Genomic DNA, 18,388 nt, shown 5'->3' on the forward strand with positions numbered 1-18,388 from the left:
ATTAAAGTGAAGTCTAGCAATCACTTGAACAAACGGGGCGAAATCCGAAAAGCCATAAGAGTAGGAAGTATTAAAACACAACAAGTATGAAAGGTCTAGCATATTTTACGGGAGCATTATTTTCAAGTCTAACAATTTTAGGATTACTTTTTAAAATCATGCATTGGCCCGGTGCAAATGTTGCACTTGTTCTTGGAATGATGGGAAGTGCAATAATTTTTATTCCATTATTTACAATATATAAGTTCAGAAAAAGCAGTTAAATCAATGTATAAAGAAGACCAGTAGGCTAAACTGTTCATTTGTATTCTAATACTATAAAAAGAGCGAAAGGTAATCAAGGGAACAATTGATAATTTCACTGAACTATTCTCAGAAATTTAAACTGATTTGATTTGCACTTCACTATTTTTGTAACATGACAATAATAATTGGTGCAGGTTTATCAGGACTTTTAACAGCTTATCGACTCAAAAAAGAAGGTGTTCCATTTAAGATTCTTGATGCGAGAACGAGAATTGGTGGAAGAATAAATACTGTTTATGGAACAAACGAAACACCTGTTGAAATGGGTGCAACTTGGTTTTATGCTCAACATGTTCATTTACTCAAATTATTGGAGGAATTAAATATCGAATATTTTGAGCAGCACATGGAGAATACAGTGTTCTTTCAGGCATCCTCCAATTCACCAATTCAAACAATGGAAATTCCGAAGCAAGCGCCTAGTTATAGAATTTCAGGTGGATCTTCTCACCTAATCAACACGTTATTTCTAGAATTAAATAAGGAAGATGTCTTTCTTAATCAATCGGTAAAGGAGATTAAATTTCAGAACAATTCATTTCAGGTTTTTGCTAATGATGTCTTTGAAGGAGATTCAGTTGTTTTAGCCATTCCACCAAAATTATGGACAAATAGAATTAATTTCGATCCGGAATTACCGAAGGATTTATCATCTGTGGCTAAAGAAACACATACTTGGATGGAGGATTCAATTAAGATTGCTTTGACTTACAAAAGTCCGTTTTGGCAGGAAGAAAAACTTCCCTCAGCATTGTTTAGTCAAGCTGGACCAATCACTGAATTCTATGATCATTGCAATCACGAAAGATCCAAATTTGCATTGTGTGGATTTACCAGTGTCTCATTTAAGCAACTGACGTATTCTGAAAGAAAGTCACGCGTAATAGAACAAGTAAAACTTGTATTCGGTAAAAAAGCTGCTGACTTTATTGATTATGAAGAATGTATTTGGAGCGATGAAAGATACACTTTTGAGGAATCTGATCGCGCTCTTTTACCCCATCAAAACAATGGAAATCCAATATTCAAGAATTCTTTATTTGAAAACAGATTATTCATTTCCAGTTCAGAATCAGCTTCCACTTACCCAGGTTATATGGAAGGCGCAGTTTATTCGGGGAATGTTACGGCTGAGAAAGTGATTGGTTTAGGGAAATAATTGTCAGTGAAAACATTTACGAACAGCTCTACCCTACTTTCAAATGCAGTTTATAATTCTTACTTTAGTAATTGATTGAATTCCAAATTCACAAAACTCGTCAAATGAAGAAATTCCTCTTTTTAATCCTCACAATTTTCACAACTATGACAAACGCACAAAACAACATTACAGAACCTATTCTAACAGGAGAAATGGCTGCCAAAATGGTTCAAGCAGCTTTTGACCAAGCCAATAAAGATGGACTATTTGTGACGATTACAATTGTTGATAAATCGGGACAAACATTAGCTGTATTGAGACATCACAATGCAGGTGTTCATACAATTCGTGCGAGTTATAAAAAAGCTTATACTGCTTGTTCTCAAAAAAGAGAAACTGCAGAAATTGCGAAAGGAATCAAAGAAGGTTCAATTCCAGAAGATGTTCGTTATTTGGATGAAAATATGCTCATGATGGATGGCGGAATTCCAATCTTTATCAATGGAAAAGTGGTTGGTGGAATTGGCGTTGGTGGAGCGCATGGAAGTGAAGATGTTCGGATTGCCAAAGTTGGATTGAGTGTTTTAAACTGAAGCAATGTGTTCCAAAAGCCACATGAATTCATTAAAGAATAAAACTCCTTATTAATTGAGGTATTTAGATTTTAGACTATTAGATGTTAGACATTAGACATTTTTTTTTTTATAATTGCGTTGACAAGATAGGCTGTTAATTAAAGAATCTCTGAACTATGCCCATCTTCAACTTAGCCCACAGAGTGGGTGACATGTTAATAAAAAACGTTTAACGTTTTTAAAAAGCCACAGAGTGGTGACACGCTATACACACATCCCCGCTCTTCTCTGATACATAACTTACGATGACCTTAAAATCAAAACTTCTTATATTCATAAACATACTTAATTTCAGACCATTCAACTTCCTTTTCACGTCTAATCACAATTCTAGTCAACTGATTTTCGGCGTTATAAGCCCTATTCGACTCAGCGATTAATAAACCATCAACAAAAACATACCTCCATAGAGTATTTCCATCAACTTTAGCAATAGACTCCTTATAAACTGTTCCTTTAATAGGTTTAGCGTCTTCTCGAGATTGCATTTTCCAATCTGTCTTAATCAATGTATCTCCAATTATCTCGTAACTGTAACTCATAAAAGTAGTGTCTCCTTTTTGAGAATTCTTAACCTCTAAATAAATCATCCGACCTGAAGAATCATATTCATACCTTCCTGTTGTATCGTTCCTCTTTATAATTTCCAATGCTTGCCCTGCTTTGTTTCTAATAACTTTAGTGACAGCTTTTAATTCAAATTTATTATTGTTCATTTTTGGTTTATCAATCTCAGTAAAATCAATCCTTGAAGGTAATTCAACATCAACAACATGACCATCTAAATACATTCGATGAGTTTCTTTAGAAGGATTAAATTTAGGCTTTGGGATATCAATTTTTCGGTATGATTTACTTGTTTGTACATAATTTAAGTCATCATAAAATGTAGTGTCTACATTATGTATTATTAATCTTCCTGTATCATTAAATGATTTGGACGAAGAACTTAAGCTTCGACCTAAACGATCTGTTTTCCGAATACGTTCGTAATTTCTGCCCGATTGGGTGATGATTGTAAGATCATTTTCATAAGAGTAAAAAGTAGTGTCCCATCTATCACGAAAATAAGGGCCACTTTGAACATATTGACTTATTTTATTGTCACTATTGTATTCCGTAAAAATTTCGGTTGTATCCTTCCTTTTGTAATTCACCGAAATAGAATAAATAGGTAACTTTTTTGAATTATACTCTATGGAATTCAAGCGAGTCAATGTATCATTTTCAAATGTAGATTGACGTACAAGTAAAAAAGTGTCTTGCGATATCGCTTGAAAAGCACAAAAGAAAAGTATCAGATTTATAATTTTCATAAGGCTAAAATTCATGCAAAAACCTTGCCCATTGAATAAAGAGTGAAAATTTACTTTCATTATACGAAAAAAGCAAAAACACCTTTATCGTAAGAAAAAGACGAAGACGCTTGGCTTACATATCTTTATTATTAAAAAAACATTTCTTGAACATTAAATATTAGTTAATAATTATTAATTTCGCAGGAACACCAACCGTCTTTGTATAATGAAAAAGTATTCTATAATTTTTTTAGTAAGCCTTTTAGCGCTTTTCTCTTGTAAAAAAGAAGCTGGCGAAGGTGGAAGATCTTCCATAACCGGAAAGGTTTTTATGTCTGATAAATCAGGAAATAATCAAGGAGAATATTTCATTCCAGATTATGATGTTTTTATCATTTATGGTGAAGACAATGAAACCTATGATGAGGACATGAAAACCAATTATGATGGTTCATTCGAATTCAAAAACTTAAGAGAAGGGACTTATAAAGTTTATTCATACAGTGAAGTTTCGACAAATCCGTCTGGTTTAGAGCCCGTTTTCAAATCTGTTACTTTAGGTAAAAAAGAAACAAAAGATATTGGAACAATTGAGGTAAGCAAATAATTGGAAAATCTAAATCACATACTTCAAAAAATTGATCCTATTTCACTTAAAGAAATGGACACTGTGAAATTGCTCAACAGGGCGGACACAAAGTTCATCTTTAATTCAAATATATTGTGTGATATTCTGGAGGAAATAAGACCCAATTACAGGGTACTTTCCACAGAATATGGTAGAATAAATAGCTACAGAACGTTGTACTATGACACCAAAAATTTATCAAGTTATATAACGCATCACAACGGAAAACTGAATAGACTTAAAATTCGATTTAGGGAGTATATTGATTCAAATTTAACTTTTTTAGAGGTTAAATTCAAATCGAATAAAGGAAAGACCAATAAATCAAGATTAGAAAGTCCAGCCATTGAAAACAGTTTAGGTTCGGTGTCTAAGGATTTTATAAATAAAAATTCCTTTTATAATGCTGACGATCTCGTACCGACATTATGGAATAGCTTTTCTCGGTTAACTTTAGTTCACAGAGTAGATAAAGAAAGATTAACCATTGACCTAAATATCGGTTTTAGTAAGATCGAGGGAGGAGAAAAAGTAGAGATTCCTCACTTAATTATTGCTGAAGTAAAGCAAGAAAAAGCTACTGCAAATTCTGACTTTATTCGTGTAATGAAAAGAAGGCACATTCGACAAAGCAGTATGAGTAAATATTGTATAGGTACCGTTTTGACTAACAAAAATGTGAAATCAAACAAATTTAAAGAACATATTTTAAAAATAAATAAACTAGAAAATGATAGAACTGTTATTGCTTAAAATTCCAATCTTAGGATCAAAAATTATTGATTTTGATAGCTTCTTTGAAATGCTCATTAGGTTTTCCATTAACCTAATTGTAGCCTTTATTGTTATTCGAAAAATATACTATCCTATTCACAAAAGAAAGGATTATTTATTCACTTATTTCCTATTCAATATTCTCATTTTCTTTGTTTGTATTCTATTAAATGGAGTAAAACTTAAACTTGGATTTGCATTTGGATTGTTTGCTATTTTTGGAATTTTAAGATACCGAACAGAACAGCTACCAATCAAGGAAATGACTTACCTTTTCATGATTATAGCGATTGCTATCGTTAACTCATTGTCTGATCAAAAAGTAAGTTTAGCCGAATTACTTTTAGTGAATGGAACGATTGTATTGGCCACATATTTACTTGAAAAAGTGTTCCTTTTAAAACACGAATCTAGAAAAGAGATTGTCTACGAAAAAATTGAAAACGTAAAGCCAGAAAACCACAAACTATTAATTGCTGATTTAAAAGATCGTACAGGATTAAACATTCACCAAGTTCAAATAGGGAGAATTGATTTCTTAAAGGATACTGTTAGAATTATTGTTTTTTATTATGAAGATGAAAACTCAAATGTATCCATTGAAAATACATTCATAAGCAACAAAAATGAGTAAACTTTTTCCATATATCATCCTATTGATGCTCCCGGTCTTTGCACAGTCACAAGTGGTAAGTGATGCAAGATTGTGGACAGGCATATCTATTAGTAAGGAGTTTAATGATTTTAAATTCACTTTGGGCACAGAGTATAGATTAGATGAAAACTTCACTCATACGGATAAAGTTTTAGGAGAATTTGGAGCAGAATATGATTTTACGAAAAGGTTTTCAGGGGGTATTGGCTATCGCTATTCAAGAGATAATGACTATGAAGAATATAGCTATGAATTAAGTCACCGATTCGATATTGGTTTAGAATATGAATTTAAGTTTGGCGAATATGAATTAAAAAATAGGATTAAATATCAAATAGAATCAGCACCTAGCGACAGAAATAATCCTACCTATATTCGGAACAAAACTACTTTAGAATATAAGATAGAAAACAAAAAGAAAGACATTAGACCTTTTATTTCCTTCGAATTACATTATCAATTGAATGATGTTTATGCTTTTAATCGATCAAGACTTTCTGCAGGATCAAAATTTGATTTGAACAAAAAAAGTAGCATTAAGGTATTTTACATTTATGAGAATAAGTTCAATACTAAAAATCTCAAGCAAGGTCATATTTACGGGATTGGTTATAGTTTAGACATTTAAGTCCTAATCATTATTAGACAAAATCATTTGGATGGATTAATAAAACTTCAAATGAATAGAATCATTAAAGACGCTATTCATTTGAAGAAATCAATTTATGCGAATCATCATTTTACGAGCAGGCACAAAGTAAAACCCGATCATTTTAGATTTCAATTTCCAAGAACTTCAAAAGAGTAAACATCTGTAGTCAGCGATTCGGCATTCATAGGAAATGATTTCATTGTTGAGGACATAAAAACGACACCATAAACGCCAGGTTCTAATCCTTTGGAGGGAATTCGTTTAATAATTCTCAAATTTTTATTCACTTCACTTCCATCACAACCAACACGTTGAATTGGAATATCATTGTCTGGATTGTTTTTTGGAGTATTTTGAATAACCCTCTTTTTGTCTTTTACAATATCCATTTTAGCTAAAGTAAAAGGTACATTTTGTTTGCTCATTTTACCCCGAACATAAAAGACTAAATCTTCACCTGAAGTAATTTTAATTGGAGCCTCTGCCCCTTTCACTCTAAAAGTTGATTGGTGACCCATCAACTTTTCACCCGCTGTAAAGAATGCTTTCTCAGCTTCCAAAAATATTAATTCTTCTTGACCTTTTTGATGGATTGCAACTGACATTTCTGGCATTTCAGCCACTTTTTCATCGATTGAATTTGTGGAACTAAAAAATAAAGATCCAACAACAGCTGCACTTATAAATAAGATTTTCATAGTAGTAATTTTTTGTAATTAATGAACTTCGAAAATAATTGATTATTCAATATTTAGCATGGAAATTCATAGAATTAATATTTAGAACCAAATAAAATATATTAAACATCTGTTTACCATTAATTTATAATCTATTTGAGTTTTAAATAAAGTTATACTGATTGCAAAGTAAAATATCAAACATGTTTTTCAAAGTAGATTTTTTTTGTATCTTTATTTAAGTTGAGCATTTTTCGACCTTCAACTAGCCACATAAATCAACAAGTAAAATGGAATTCACAACGGAACAATATGACATAATAAATTCAACGGGAAACATTAAAATTAATGCCGTTGCTGGGTCGGGAAAAACAACGACCGTAATTGAATACGCAAAGGCCCGACCGAGAAAAAGCAAAATTCTTTATCTTGCTTTTAATAAATCGGTAAAACTAGAAGCCATGAAAAGGTTTCATGAAAAAGGCCTCACAAATGTTAAAGTTGAAACAGCTCATTCTTTAGCTTACAAAAACATTGTTTTCAAATATGGCTACAAAGTCAGGCCCCAAGGATTTCAAACTTATGATATTGCTGAGATTCTAAAAATTCAAGGAAATGGAGAAAAGCACACGGAATATGTTATTGCAAATCACATCAATAAATTCATTGCTTATTTCTGTAATAGTGACAAATCAAAAATTCAAGAATTAAATTATCTGGACATTGTTTCAGACCGTAAGGCAAAGATATTTGTAAAAACTTATTACAAATTCATTGAGAAACAAACAAGATTGCTGTTGAGTAAAATGGACAGTGGTGAAATTGAAGTGACACATGATTTTTATCTAAAGAAGTTTCAACTTTCAAATCCACAACTCAATTATGATTATATCCTTTTCGATGAAGGTCAAGATGCATCCCCAGCAATGTTAAGTGCTTTCCTAAATCAAAAAGCCTGTAAAGTTATTGTGGGAGATACACATCAACAAATTTATGGTTGGCGACATGCCGTAAATTCATTAGAAAAGGCAGATTTTAAAACCTACCATCTTTCAACAAGTTTTAGATTTAGTCAAGATATTGCTGATCTTGGAATGCAGGTTTTAAATTGGAAAAATCATTTTAGCGATTATAAACCGATTAGTATAAACGGAAAAGGAAAAACCAAGGAATTTAAAGTTAAAGCGGTTCTTGCCCGCACCAATCTTGGACTTTTACTTAAAGCTATTGAATATGTCACAGAAAAGAAGAATATAAAACACATTTACTTTGAAGGGAATATCAATTCATACACTTATGCGGATGAAGGAGCCTCTTTATATGATGTTTTGAATCTCCATAATGGAAAAAACAGATTAATTCGAGATAAGTTAATCAAGCAAATGAATAGCTTGGAAGACTTAGAGGATTACATCAAAAAAACGGAAGATGTTCAACTGGGTTTAATGATTGAAATAGTTCGAGAATATGGAAATGAAATCCCGAATATTCTAAAGAAAATCAAAGCCAAACATGTTGCAGATAATGAAAAAGACAAAGCAGAAATGATCTTCTCTACTGTTCATAGGTGCAAAGGTATGGAGTATGACGCGATACAAATTGTGAATGATTTCATAACCGAAGAGAAAATTGAGAAACTTAAAGCTGATGTAAAATCCAAGGGAGAAAATTTCTCTAAAATAAATGAGGAAATCAACTTGCTTTATGTTGCCATTACACGAACGAAAAACAGTATTCATATTCCAGAGACACTGATGCCAGAAGATTTTCCTTCTTCGTCTCAAATTCGAGTTTTACGTGTTGAAAGTGAAGAAGAAAAAGCTGAAAAATCAGATTTAGAAAAAGTAATAAACAACGCAATAGAAAAAGGGGATCAAGCATATTCCCTTGAGAAAAGAAGAAAAGATTTTAAAGCAGCATATCGACCATGGACTACTGATTTAGACGATGAATTAACAATTATGTACTGTGAAGGTGTAAATTTACGCGATATTTCCAAACATTTTGAAAGAACAAAAGAAGCTATTCGTTCGAGAATCAATAAATTAGAGTTGGAAGAAATGTATGGTTAAAAATAATTTTACTAAATTGCATGCTGTAAGAAGCTAAACAATTTCTTCACCTAAATTCTAACACCGCAATAATGAAAAAAAAATCAATTCGGATTGCATCTCTTCTATTTCCTGGAATAATTGCAAATTTCGCATACAAAAAACTTACTAATCCCCAAGTGAGGAAATTACGCGAAAACGAATTAATAACTTTAGACAAAGCTGAGAAAGAAAGAATGCGCTTCAAAGAATTCGATATTCAGCTCTATACTTGGAAAGGTGGTGATAAAAAGATTCTTTTAATACATGGCTGGGAAGGACAAGCGGGAAATTTCTCAGATATTATTGAACAACTTTTATCGAACGGATATACAGTTTATGCTTTTGATGGACCATCTCATGGATATAGCAGTAAGGGAAAAACCAGCTTGTTTGAATTTTCGGATTTGGTGGGCACTTTGATCCAAAAAAACAACATTAAACTACTGATTAGCCATTCTTTTGGTGGAGTAGCAACAACATTCGCTCTTTATAACAACTCTAATTTACAGATAGATAAATATGTACTACTTACTACACCAGATAAATTTATTGAGCGAATTGATGAAGTTTCAGAATCTGTTGGAATAAGTACAAAAGTAAGAAAGCGCTTAATTCAAAGATTAGAAAAAGAAACAAAAATGAATGTGAAAGCACTTAATGTAAGCGGATTTGTAAAATTCATATCTGTCAAAAAGGCTTTAATAATTCATGATAAAGATGATAAAGTTATCCCTATAAAATATTCATTAAACGTTCACAAAAACTGGAATGAATCTGAATTTAAAGAAGTTGAGGGGACAGGCCATTTTCGTATTTTGAGATCAAAAGAAGTAATTGAAACAATTATAGATTATTTGAATTGAGATTGGAATTTAATGTTTGATGACAAAACCACATACTTTAAAGAATAGTAAAAATCAAATTTCGAGTTTGATTTTATCAACAGAAAAGGAATTAATAATGAAGATATATATTACCAAGCTGGCGGGGCTATACAACCATAAATTTTGTATTAAACGAACGAAATGGGAGAATCGCCAGCCTTTGTAATACTGATTATGATGGATTGACATTTTTATCAAATGAGATTATTCAAGTACTTTTAAAGTAAGTTACTTTGCCCCTGAAAAATTTAGTTACCCCTAGAAAAAAAAGAGAATAAGATATTAAACATCAATCATCTAATGAATTAATCTTTATTGCAAAAATTTATATTTAGCTTTGTAGGATAGATTAACCAAAAGGATGTCGGTGATAATCTCCGAAATCTGTAAATACCCTGCTAAAAACAAGATAGCAAAATGAGAAAATTATTTTTTATCCCCATACTAATCGTTTCAATAATTTCAATTCAAAGTTGTAAGAAAAGAGTTTTTGATCCAATTGTTATTCCTGATACTCCGGCGGAACCATTAAATGAAGATATTGTTGCCTTCAACACCTATCTTTCTGAACAAATGAATGCGCTCAATATTCCTGGTATTTCTGTAACGATATTCAGAAAAGATGAAATTCTCTATGATAAACAAATGGGGAAAGCAAACATTCAAGAAGACGAAAACCTCACAAAAGATCATTTATTTTTAATGGCATCAGCCTCAAAAATAATTACAGCCACTGCCCTACTTCAATTATATGAATATGGACATTTTGGGTTAGATGATGCTATTAATGATCACCTCCCTTTTACTGTTTCCAATCCTAACTCTGCTACACCCATAACATTCAGAATGCTACTGACGCATACCTCTGGAATAGCAGATGGAAGTGCTTTAGATGGCCTTTACTATGATGGATATGACAGTCCACTACCTATTGATTATTTTGCTGAAGAATACTTAATTCCGGGAGGTAGTTTTTACAATGCGTCAGAGAATTTTAAAGATTTTGAACCAGGTACCCAATATGAGTTTTCTAATGCAGCAAGTACATTAATGGCAGTTTTAGTTCAAGAAATTTCAAGTCAAGATTTCCATATTTATTGTAAAGATTTTATTTTCACTCCTATGGGAATGACACAGTCTTATTGGAAATTAAATAAGGCTAAGCAATCCAATTTCCCGCTAGTGACGCCTTATAATTATGTGAATAATCAACTTAGTCCAATCGATCATTATGCTTTTACACATTATCCTAGTGGTGGACTCAGATCGACAGGTAGAGATATGATGAAGTTTTTCTCTGCACTTGCTAATGATGGGGAATTTAACTTAACCCATCTTTTGAATGATGACACAATTGATTTAATGTTTTCTAAACAAATTCCATCAATCAATAATAAAATGGGATTCCATGTTTTCCTGTTGGATCCTATTAACTTCTTATGGGGTGATGATGGATCAATTAAAGGAGCATCTACAATTGTTGGTGTCGGTCCTTTCTCAGATATGGGGGTAATTATTCTAACAAATCGAAGTGATGTAGATTTGAGAGATTTACTTTCCGAAGGGTATCAATTGGGATTGAAATTGTAGAGATTTATGGATTAAAAATTCAATGATTCTAGGATTGAAGCTAATTAAGCTATCTGAATTCATATATACCAATAATACTGCACGATATTTCAACTCAGAATTGGACATCTTTGATAGTGAAGAAATAGTTTTTAAATCTTTTTGATCATTACAATCTGCGTAAAACAATAAGTAACGCGCTGATTAAATTGATTAATGGATTTAACTCTCCACTCTTCACTACCTATTACCAACGTTTTATAAGCTTTAATTTAGTTGTTAAAAACACTTTATTTCAAATGATACTATCAATTTGTGACGTTTATTAAGATCTTAACTTAATAATAGGGTTACCTATTTAAGTCGCAGTATCTCAGAGACCATCGACCATACAATAAACACCTATTAGTTAACGTACTAAAAAAAGATCCTTCAATCCAAAAAAATCAAAATTTTTTATAGATTATCAGGATGACGATTGTGTGGGTTGTACGATCAAAAAGCGGGTGGCAAAGGAATGGCGTGGAACGCCATTCCTTTGCCACCCGCTTTTTGCCACTGACCACATTAAACATTGTCATCCTGAAGCGATAACATAAAAATTTGTTTTTGTGTTTTGCGAAGGATCTCTTTTACTTGTTGAATAAAAGCTAAACCTTATCAAAGAACTTATAAATAGATACTCTTGTAAGGTTCTAGTTAGATTAAGTTTAATAAATGGTTTTGCGATTTAAAGGGGTAGCCCTACTTAATAATTCAATTTCAGCCATCTTACCTAAACATCTTCTAGATTTTCAAAAAATGTTAATCAATTTATAATTTATTGTACCTTAAAATCTACCAAAGTGACAATTCAATAGATTATCAGGAAATATCGAATCTTAGTCAAATCTTTAAGGAATTATTTTTTATCTTAGTTAAAATTATAAACTAAAATTCTAAAAATCAGATTATGAAACATAATTTTACAGCACTTTTTACAGCATTACTCTTCTTTGGAACCATAAACGCTCAATCATGGCAGCAAAAATCAAGTAATCCAGGAGACAGCAGACATCACCCCGTTTCTTTTTCGCTTGATGGTAAAGGTTACATGGTGACAGGTTCAACAGATTTAGTAGATGAAACCACTGACTTTTATGAATATGATCCTGTAGCAGATACTTGGGCGACTTTACCTGATTTTACTGGAGTAGGCCGTGGATTTTCCATTGGTGATACATGGAATGGTAAAGCATACATGGGTTTCGGATTTGGGGCAAACAATGCTTACCTCAACGATCTTTGGGTATTCGACCCTGCAACTAATGCTTGGACGGAATTGGCTTCTTGTCCATGTGCAAAACGTATTCATCCAACTTTTGTAATTGAAGATGGTTTGCTCTTCGTGGGAATGGGAAATAATAATGTGAACGGAAATATGAAAGATTGGTGGGAATACAATATAGCTTCCGATTCTTGGCGTCAACTTCCAGATCTTCCAGGTTTAGAAAGGCACCATCCTTACATGTTTTCCGCTGATGGAGATGTTTATACCGGATTAGGTCATGGAAATGGACCAGGAACAAAGGTTTTTAAAGATTGGTACAAATGGGAAATTGCCACTGAAACGTGGGTTCAATTAAATGACTTTCCAGCGGAAGGTCGAGTTGCTGGAACTCAGCTCAGCATTGGTGACCGTGGATTTATAATTAGCGGTGATGGAGATAACCACAACTCAATCCCATCTGGAGAATTTTGGGAATATGATTATCAAAATGATGCTTGGAATGAGCTCCCACCTCATCCGGGCTTAAGCAGATGGGCTCCTGGATCTTTTGCAATTGGAAATGTTGTCTATTTCGGAGCAGGTCAAGTTAGAAATGGCTCAAATGCTGGTTTAAAAAATGATCTTTGGAGTTTTGATCTAGCTACGTATGTTGGCGTTACAACCGAAAACAAACTTTCTGAAATTACACTTTATCCAAATCCAGTAATTTCAAATATTCAATTGAATGGAATTTCTTCAGAAGATAATGCAACGATTCAAATTACAAATAGCGCTGGTCAAACTGTATTCAAACAAAATTATTCAGGAGGAAAAATTGATGCTTCTCATTTGAACGCAGGTTTTTACTTTTTGAATATTATAAAAGCTAAAGGAACAGTTGAACGGATAAAGTTTATTAAGCATTAAATTTGAAGTAACTAATCATAAAATAACTTTTAAAGAAGCTCTTCATAGGGCTTCTTTTTATTTTGATTGAGAAGTAGTAAATTAGTCCACTGAAGAAATGAGAAAATTCAAGGCCAAAATAGAAATCATAGGAATAAATCCTTTCGTGTTTGTCCCACTTGAAATATTGAATACCATTTTCGAAGAATCCGATAAAAACAAGGGGATTATTCCAGTAAGAGGAACGGTAAATGGAAAACAATATCAACAAACATTATTGAGATATAGTGGCGAATGGCGATTATATATAAATATGGTCATGCTAAAAGATTCGCCCAAAAGAATTGGTGAATTAATAGAAGTAGAAATTGAATTTGATCCAAACGAGAGAACTGTTGTACCTCATCCTAAATTAACCAAAGCATTCAAGGAAAATAAAGAAGCATTCAAAGTTTTTGAAGGGTTAACTCCCTCAAGTCAAAAGGAAATAGTGAAATACATTTCGTTTTTAAAAACAGAAGCGAGCATTGATATGAATGTAAAAAGAGCAATAAATTATCTCTTGGGCAATGAAAGATTTATTGGTAGAGATACGCCGTAAACGAAAGATAACTAGATTGTAAAACAGCTGATTTTTAATATTTAAAGAACCTAAAGACATTACATTAAAGCATTATCAAATATTTAAAAAAATGGATTTATTTAATGACGATACAAATATTTTACCTTTTGATGGAGAAGTAAACTACTACGGCCCAGTGATAAATCAAGAGAAAGCGCAAGTTTACTTCGAAAAGTTAATGGAAAACATTGAATGGGAAAACGATAAAGCCATCATATTCGGTAAGACAATCATCACCAAAAGAAAAGTAGCTTGGTACGGCGACAAACCTTTTGAATATACGTATTCGAAAACAACAAAATCGGCTTTGCCATGGACTAAAGAACTTATAGAATTGAAGGAAATCATCGAGAAAAAATCTGGTGAAACATATAATTCTTGTCTACTTAACCTTTATCACAGCGGCGAAGAAGGAATGGCTTGGCACAGCGATGGCGAAAAAGATTTAAAGAAAAATGGCGCTATTGCTTCATTGAGTTTTGGTGCAGAAAGGAAATTTTTATTCAAACATAAAGCATCCAAACAAAACGTTTCTGTAATTCTAGAAAAAGGAAGTTTATTGGTGATGAAAGGAACGACTCAAACCAATTGGCTGCACCGCTTGCCTCCTACAAGAAAGGTAAAGACACCAAGAGTTAATTTGACTTTTAGGACAATTGATGTTTAGCAGAGGAAACTGAACCATTATGGACTATAAGTTCCATAGGTTCAAATGAGAATAAAATCCTACAAATATCACAATATTTAGATATAAAACTTTTTATAAGCTAAAACTAGATGCACTAAAGCACATATTTTCAACTATTTCTGAGACCATTAAAGAAAGTCAAAGTAGAGTTTTTTAATTCCCTTGATAAATCCGTTACACAACGCTAACAGCTTCTAACTTAAATTTTATATTTACTTTAGATAATCGATTCTTGAATAGAAGATTAAACAAGCACCATGATTAAAGATATAAGCGAAATTAGAGAAAAACTTAAAAAGACACTTGAAAGCTTTTTAGGTCCATTAAAAGTAAAGGTCAATAAACCAGCCAATTTTGAATTAATGGGAACTATTGAAACCTATCAAGGAAAGCAGAAAGTTGAAGGAATTTACTTTTCAAGTCTTGTTCCAAAAGAAAAAGATGTGAGATTATATTTCTTCCCTGCTTATACACATCCACAAGAATTTGAAAATTTATCAGAAACATTAAAAAAATTCAAGAAAGGAAAATCTTGTTTCCATATAAAATATCTAGACGAAGAATTAGAAAATGAAATTCAGAATATGATTTCAAAAGGTGTTGAACTTTATAAAAAAGATGGTTGGTTGGAATGAGATAAATATCTTATAACTTCATTTAATTATCACAATAACCTTAATGAAAATCTACACAAATATGGAAATGAAAGACGGAAAACCAGCTGTTTACTATAAAACCAGAAAAGGTTGGAGAAATTGGTTGGCCAAAAATGGAGAAGTACAAAAGAATGTATGGCTTATTCTCCATAAAAAATGTAGCACCCAGAAATGTGTAAGTCTAATTGAGGCAACCGAAGAAGCTGTGTGTTTTGGTTGGATAGATAGTCTGTGCAAAAAACGCGATGATGAAAGTTATTACTTGACTTTCACACCAAGAAATCCTAAGAGAAGCAATTGGTGCGATAGAAATATTGAACGAGCAGAAAGAATGATAAAAGAGGGTTTAATGACCGAACATGGAATGAGATTCATAGAAATAGCCAAAGAAAAAGGTAAATGGAAAGAGGAGTAATTTTTCAGTTATATCATTTGAAATTAATGAGAGGATTAAATGGTTGAATCAGTTGAGGAAAGCACTAAATAAATTATTTGTAATTTTAAATTATTCAGTAATTGATTTTCAAAATTCAACAAGTTAAAATTGATAATTAACAAAACACTTTATGAAATTTAAAATTCTATTTCTCATATTAATCATAGGTTTTAGCAACATCGCTTTGTCTCAAAATCTATCCAGTATTTTCACCAACATCGACACACTTTACATCCCAGGTGCAGTTCCAGGACACATCTCTCCATTGAATGCAAATGTTACCGCAATTGTATCGAGTAGTCCATGTGAAAATCCTTTACTCAATTTTGCTGTGGCAACTGAACATCAAAGCGGGCGAGTTATCGCTATTGGTCACGAAGGAATTTTATCCAATAACAATTATAATCAAAGTGATAATTTACAGTTTCTAATTCAAGCGATGAATTGGCTGAATTCTACTACAAAAAGAGTTACTTTGAAAGAAGGTTGGATTGATAATTTCAATTCAAGCGCTATACAATCTGAACTAATCGGTGCTGGCTACACTTTCAATGCTCCTGTTGGAAGTATTACAGCGGCAGCGCTCAGTAATACCGATATTCTCATTTTAGGAAATGACTGGAATGGAACACAACCTTATTCAGCTGCTGAATTAACCGTTTTAGATAATTTCGTAAGCAATGGAAGCTCAATTTTCATTGCAGGATTAGGATGGAGTTGGCCGCAGAATCTAAACCTTTACCCTATGAATCAAGTGGCTAATTTATTTGATTTTGAGTATACTACAGATGCTATTTATGATCAAATTCATAACGTTAATGGATCACCAAAATTGTATAATTTTTATCCTGATAATGCCTCAACTGTAATACCTTACTGTCCTTCTCCCTATTTGAATAAAAACTTTAAAAGAGGAGATACACTTCGCGTTTTGAGATTAGCTGTTTCTACAAATGGAGAATTTACGCAAGAAAATGGCGGCGCAAGTGCGATTCCTCAATTATTGGAAGATTGGTTAGAAACAATAAATGATATTTATGGAAGAGAATTTGCCATTCGCTTTGAACTTATTCCAAATAATGACCTCCTAATCTTTTCAGATCCGGCAACTGATCCATGGCAGACATTACCACCAGGCTCTGGAGGATGCACAAATGCCGGACTTATTTTAAATGACCAGGTACAAGTTATTGACAGTATTATTGGTGATTCAAATTACGATATAAGTCATGTAGTCGCTGGAAGTCCTTTTGGCGGAGGTTGCGCTGGAGGATTAAAAAGTGGTGTTTCTGGTGGACTAGATATTCCTGTAACAAGACATGAAATGGGACATCAGTTTTCGCAATCTCATACTATAAATCATCCCAACAACAATAATTACGAAACTGAAAATGGAGCCTGGACAATTCAAGGGGGAAATCAACAAGGCCATGCACATGGCGTTTCATATCATCAAACATCAAATCTATTGGTTAATTCAATTCCTAATAAAGGAACTAAAATATCCACTGGAAATACTATTCCAACGGTTAACGCTGGTTCAGATCATGCAATTCCAATAAGTACACCTTTCACTTTAACTGGAACTGCCGTTGATACTGATCTCAACGATTCCTTAACTTATGTTTGGGACAATATGAATCCTGGATTACCACAATCAATTCCTGTAGGAGATGATTCTCAAGGAGCAATTTTCATGCGTTTACTTCCTGACACTATTTCTAGTAGAACATTCCCAAAAATGAGCGATGTTGTAGCAAATATTAATGCCAATGCACAGGAGCAATTACCTACTCAACGCAGAATTATGGATATTCGATTGACAGTGAATGACAATCATAAAATGCTCTACAATGGTAAAATGATCAATGCAAGTGGAACAAATTCTGATGATATACAAATTACGGTTGCAGATGCAGGCCCGTTTGAAGTGACAAGTCAAAATACAGTTGGAATTGTTTATGATGTTTGGTCAAACCAAATGGTTACTTGGAATGTAAACAACACAGATCTTCCTCCAATTAACACACAAAGTGTGAAGATTTTATTGTCAGTTGATGGCGGTTATACATATCCAATTGTGCTTTCACAAAGCACACCAAACAATGGTTCTGCAGCAGTTACTATTCCAGACATTCCTACAACGACAACGGCTAGAATCAAAGTTATGCCTGTTGATAATATTTATTTTGATATAAACACAAAAGACTTTGCTATTCAACAGACAACTAGTACTTCTGAATTTGATTTGATTGGAAATTCCATAAATATTTATCCAAATCCAGCGAAGGAATCATTCACGATTGATTTACCTGAAAGCATGAAATTCAAAACTGAGATTTATGGTGCGCTAGGTCAATTGATGATGACAGAAGAAAATGTTAACACTTTTGATATTTCTAAATTATCAAACGGGATTTATTATGTTGTTGTTACTGATTTCGATTCAAATCAGAAAGTAAGGAAAAAATTGATAGTGTCGAATTGAAAAATAAATAATATTAAAATTAAAGGGTGTT

Annotated in this window: 18 protein-coding genes; 16 read left to right on the forward strand and 2 right to left on the reverse strand. The window is 32.6% G+C overall.

The window, feature by feature from the left end:
* Nucleotides 1-86: 86 nt before the first annotated feature.
* The 3 genes from ERX46_RS17550 (at nt 87) to ERX46_RS16110 (ending at nt 2,040) form a co-directional block, all read left to right on the forward strand.
* Nucleotides 87-263: a GldL-related protein gene (locus ERX46_RS17550; protein WP_165366261.1), complete on the forward strand. Its 177-nt coding sequence runs from the start codon at nt 87-89 to the stop codon at nt 261-263.
* A 155-nt stretch (nt 264-418) separates the two neighbouring features.
* Nucleotides 419-1,465, forward strand: coding sequence for a flavin monoamine oxidase family protein (locus ERX46_RS16105; protein WP_130094897.1), 1,047 nt, complete (start codon nt 419-421; stop codon nt 1,463-1,465).
* A gap of 104 nt (nt 1,466-1,569) precedes the next feature.
* Nucleotides 1,570-2,040 carry a GlcG/HbpS family heme-binding protein gene (locus tag ERX46_RS16110; RefSeq protein WP_130094898.1) on the forward strand — a complete coding sequence of 157 codons (471 nt, stop codon included), beginning with the start codon at nt 1,570-1,572 and terminating at the stop codon, nt 2,038-2,040.
* A 299-nt stretch (nt 2,041-2,339) separates the two neighbouring features.
* Here the strand turns inward: ERX46_RS16110 and ERX46_RS16115 are convergent, their stop codons facing one another.
* On the reverse strand, nt 2,340-3,398 hold the full coding sequence (locus ERX46_RS16115) for a hypothetical protein (protein ID WP_130094899.1): 1,059 nt from the start codon (nt 3,396-3,398) through the stop codon (nt 2,340-2,342).
* Between the two features lie 208 nt (nt 3,399-3,606).
* Between ERX46_RS16115 and ERX46_RS16120 the strand changes: the two genes are divergently transcribed.
* The 4 genes from ERX46_RS16120 to ERX46_RS16135 are packed head-to-tail and all read left to right on the forward strand — an operon-like array spanning nt 3,607 to nt 6,065.
* On the forward strand, nt 3,607-3,987 hold the full coding sequence (locus ERX46_RS16120; RefSeq protein WP_130094900.1) for a peptidase associated/transthyretin-like domain-containing protein: 381 nt from the start codon (nt 3,607-3,609) through the stop codon (nt 3,985-3,987).
* Nucleotides 3,988-4,761, forward strand: a complete 774-nt coding sequence (locus ERX46_RS16125; RefSeq protein WP_130094901.1) for a polyphosphate polymerase domain-containing protein — start codon at nt 3,988-3,990, stop codon at nt 4,759-4,761. It abuts the gene before it with no gap.
* Entirely contained in the window at nt 4,739-5,416 is a 678-nt protein-coding gene (locus ERX46_RS16130) for a DUF4956 domain-containing protein (RefSeq protein WP_130094902.1), read from the forward strand. The genes ERX46_RS16125 and ERX46_RS16130 overlap by 23 nt, the downstream gene beginning before the upstream one ends.
* The gene (locus ERX46_RS16135; RefSeq protein WP_130094903.1) at nt 5,409-6,065 is read left to right on the forward strand and encodes a DUF2490 domain-containing protein; all 657 of its coding nucleotides are present in this window, start codon (nt 5,409-5,411) and stop codon (nt 6,063-6,065) included. The genes ERX46_RS16130 and ERX46_RS16135 overlap by 8 nt, the downstream gene beginning before the upstream one ends.
* A gap of 152 nt (nt 6,066-6,217) precedes the next feature.
* Here the strand turns inward: ERX46_RS16135 and ERX46_RS16140 are convergent, their stop codons facing one another.
* Nucleotides 6,218-6,787 carry a hypothetical protein gene (locus ERX46_RS16140; protein WP_130094904.1) on the reverse strand — a complete coding sequence of 190 codons (570 nt, stop codon included), beginning with the start codon at nt 6,785-6,787 and terminating at the stop codon, nt 6,218-6,220.
* Between the two features lie 269 nt (nt 6,788-7,056).
* Here ERX46_RS16140 and ERX46_RS16145 point away from each other — a divergent pair, with 269 nt between their 5' ends.
* The 9 genes from ERX46_RS16145 to ERX46_RS16185 all read left to right on the forward strand — a co-directional run bounded on the left by ERX46_RS16145 (nt 7,057) and on the right by ERX46_RS16185 (nt 18,357).
* A complete protein-coding gene (locus tag ERX46_RS16145; protein WP_130094905.1) occupies nt 7,057-8,838 on the forward strand; it encodes a UvrD-helicase domain-containing protein in 1,782 nt (593 codons plus the stop codon).
* Nucleotides 8,839-8,909: 71 nt separating this feature from the next.
* The gene (locus tag ERX46_RS16150; protein WP_130094906.1) at nt 8,910-9,722 is read left to right on the forward strand and encodes an alpha/beta fold hydrolase; all 813 of its coding nucleotides are present in this window, start codon (nt 8,910-8,912) and stop codon (nt 9,720-9,722) included.
* A 438-nt stretch (nt 9,723-10,160) separates the two neighbouring features.
* Nucleotides 10,161-11,333 (forward strand): serine hydrolase domain-containing protein, encoded by a 1,173-nt coding sequence (locus ERX46_RS16155; protein WP_130094907.1) that lies wholly within the window; start codon nt 10,161-10,163, stop codon nt 11,331-11,333.
* A 931-nt stretch (nt 11,334-12,264) separates the two neighbouring features.
* Complete coding sequence (locus ERX46_RS16160) at nt 12,265-13,488, forward strand: Kelch repeat-containing protein (protein ID WP_130094908.1); 1,224 nt, start codon at nt 12,265-12,267, stop codon at nt 13,486-13,488.
* A gap of 97 nt (nt 13,489-13,585) precedes the next feature.
* Entirely contained in the window at nt 13,586-14,068 is a 483-nt protein-coding gene (locus ERX46_RS16165) for a YdeI/OmpD-associated family protein (protein ID WP_130094909.1), read from the forward strand.
* A 91-nt stretch (nt 14,069-14,159) separates the two neighbouring features.
* A complete protein-coding gene (locus tag ERX46_RS16170; protein WP_130094910.1) occupies nt 14,160-14,756 on the forward strand; it encodes an alpha-ketoglutarate-dependent dioxygenase AlkB family protein in 597 nt (198 codons plus the stop codon).
* Between the two features lie 278 nt (nt 14,757-15,034).
* Nucleotides 15,035-15,412 (forward strand): hypothetical protein, encoded by a 378-nt coding sequence (locus ERX46_RS16175; protein ID WP_130094911.1) that lies wholly within the window; start codon nt 15,035-15,037, stop codon nt 15,410-15,412.
* A gap of 43 nt (nt 15,413-15,455) precedes the next feature.
* Nucleotides 15,456-15,848, forward strand: a complete 393-nt coding sequence (locus tag ERX46_RS16180) for a YdeI/OmpD-associated family protein (RefSeq protein ID WP_242494589.1) — start codon at nt 15,456-15,458, stop codon at nt 15,846-15,848.
* 151 nt (nt 15,849-15,999) lie between these two features.
* Nucleotides 16,000-18,357, forward strand: coding sequence for a zinc-dependent metalloprotease (locus ERX46_RS16185; protein WP_130094912.1), 2,358 nt, complete (start codon nt 16,000-16,002; stop codon nt 18,355-18,357).
* Nucleotides 18,358-18,388 lie beyond the last annotated feature (31 nt).

It is taken from the genome of Brumimicrobium glaciale, from assembly GCF_004152935.1.
Lineage (GTDB): Bacteria > Bacteroidota > Bacteroidia > Flavobacteriales_D > Crocinitomicaceae > Brumimicrobium > Brumimicrobium glaciale.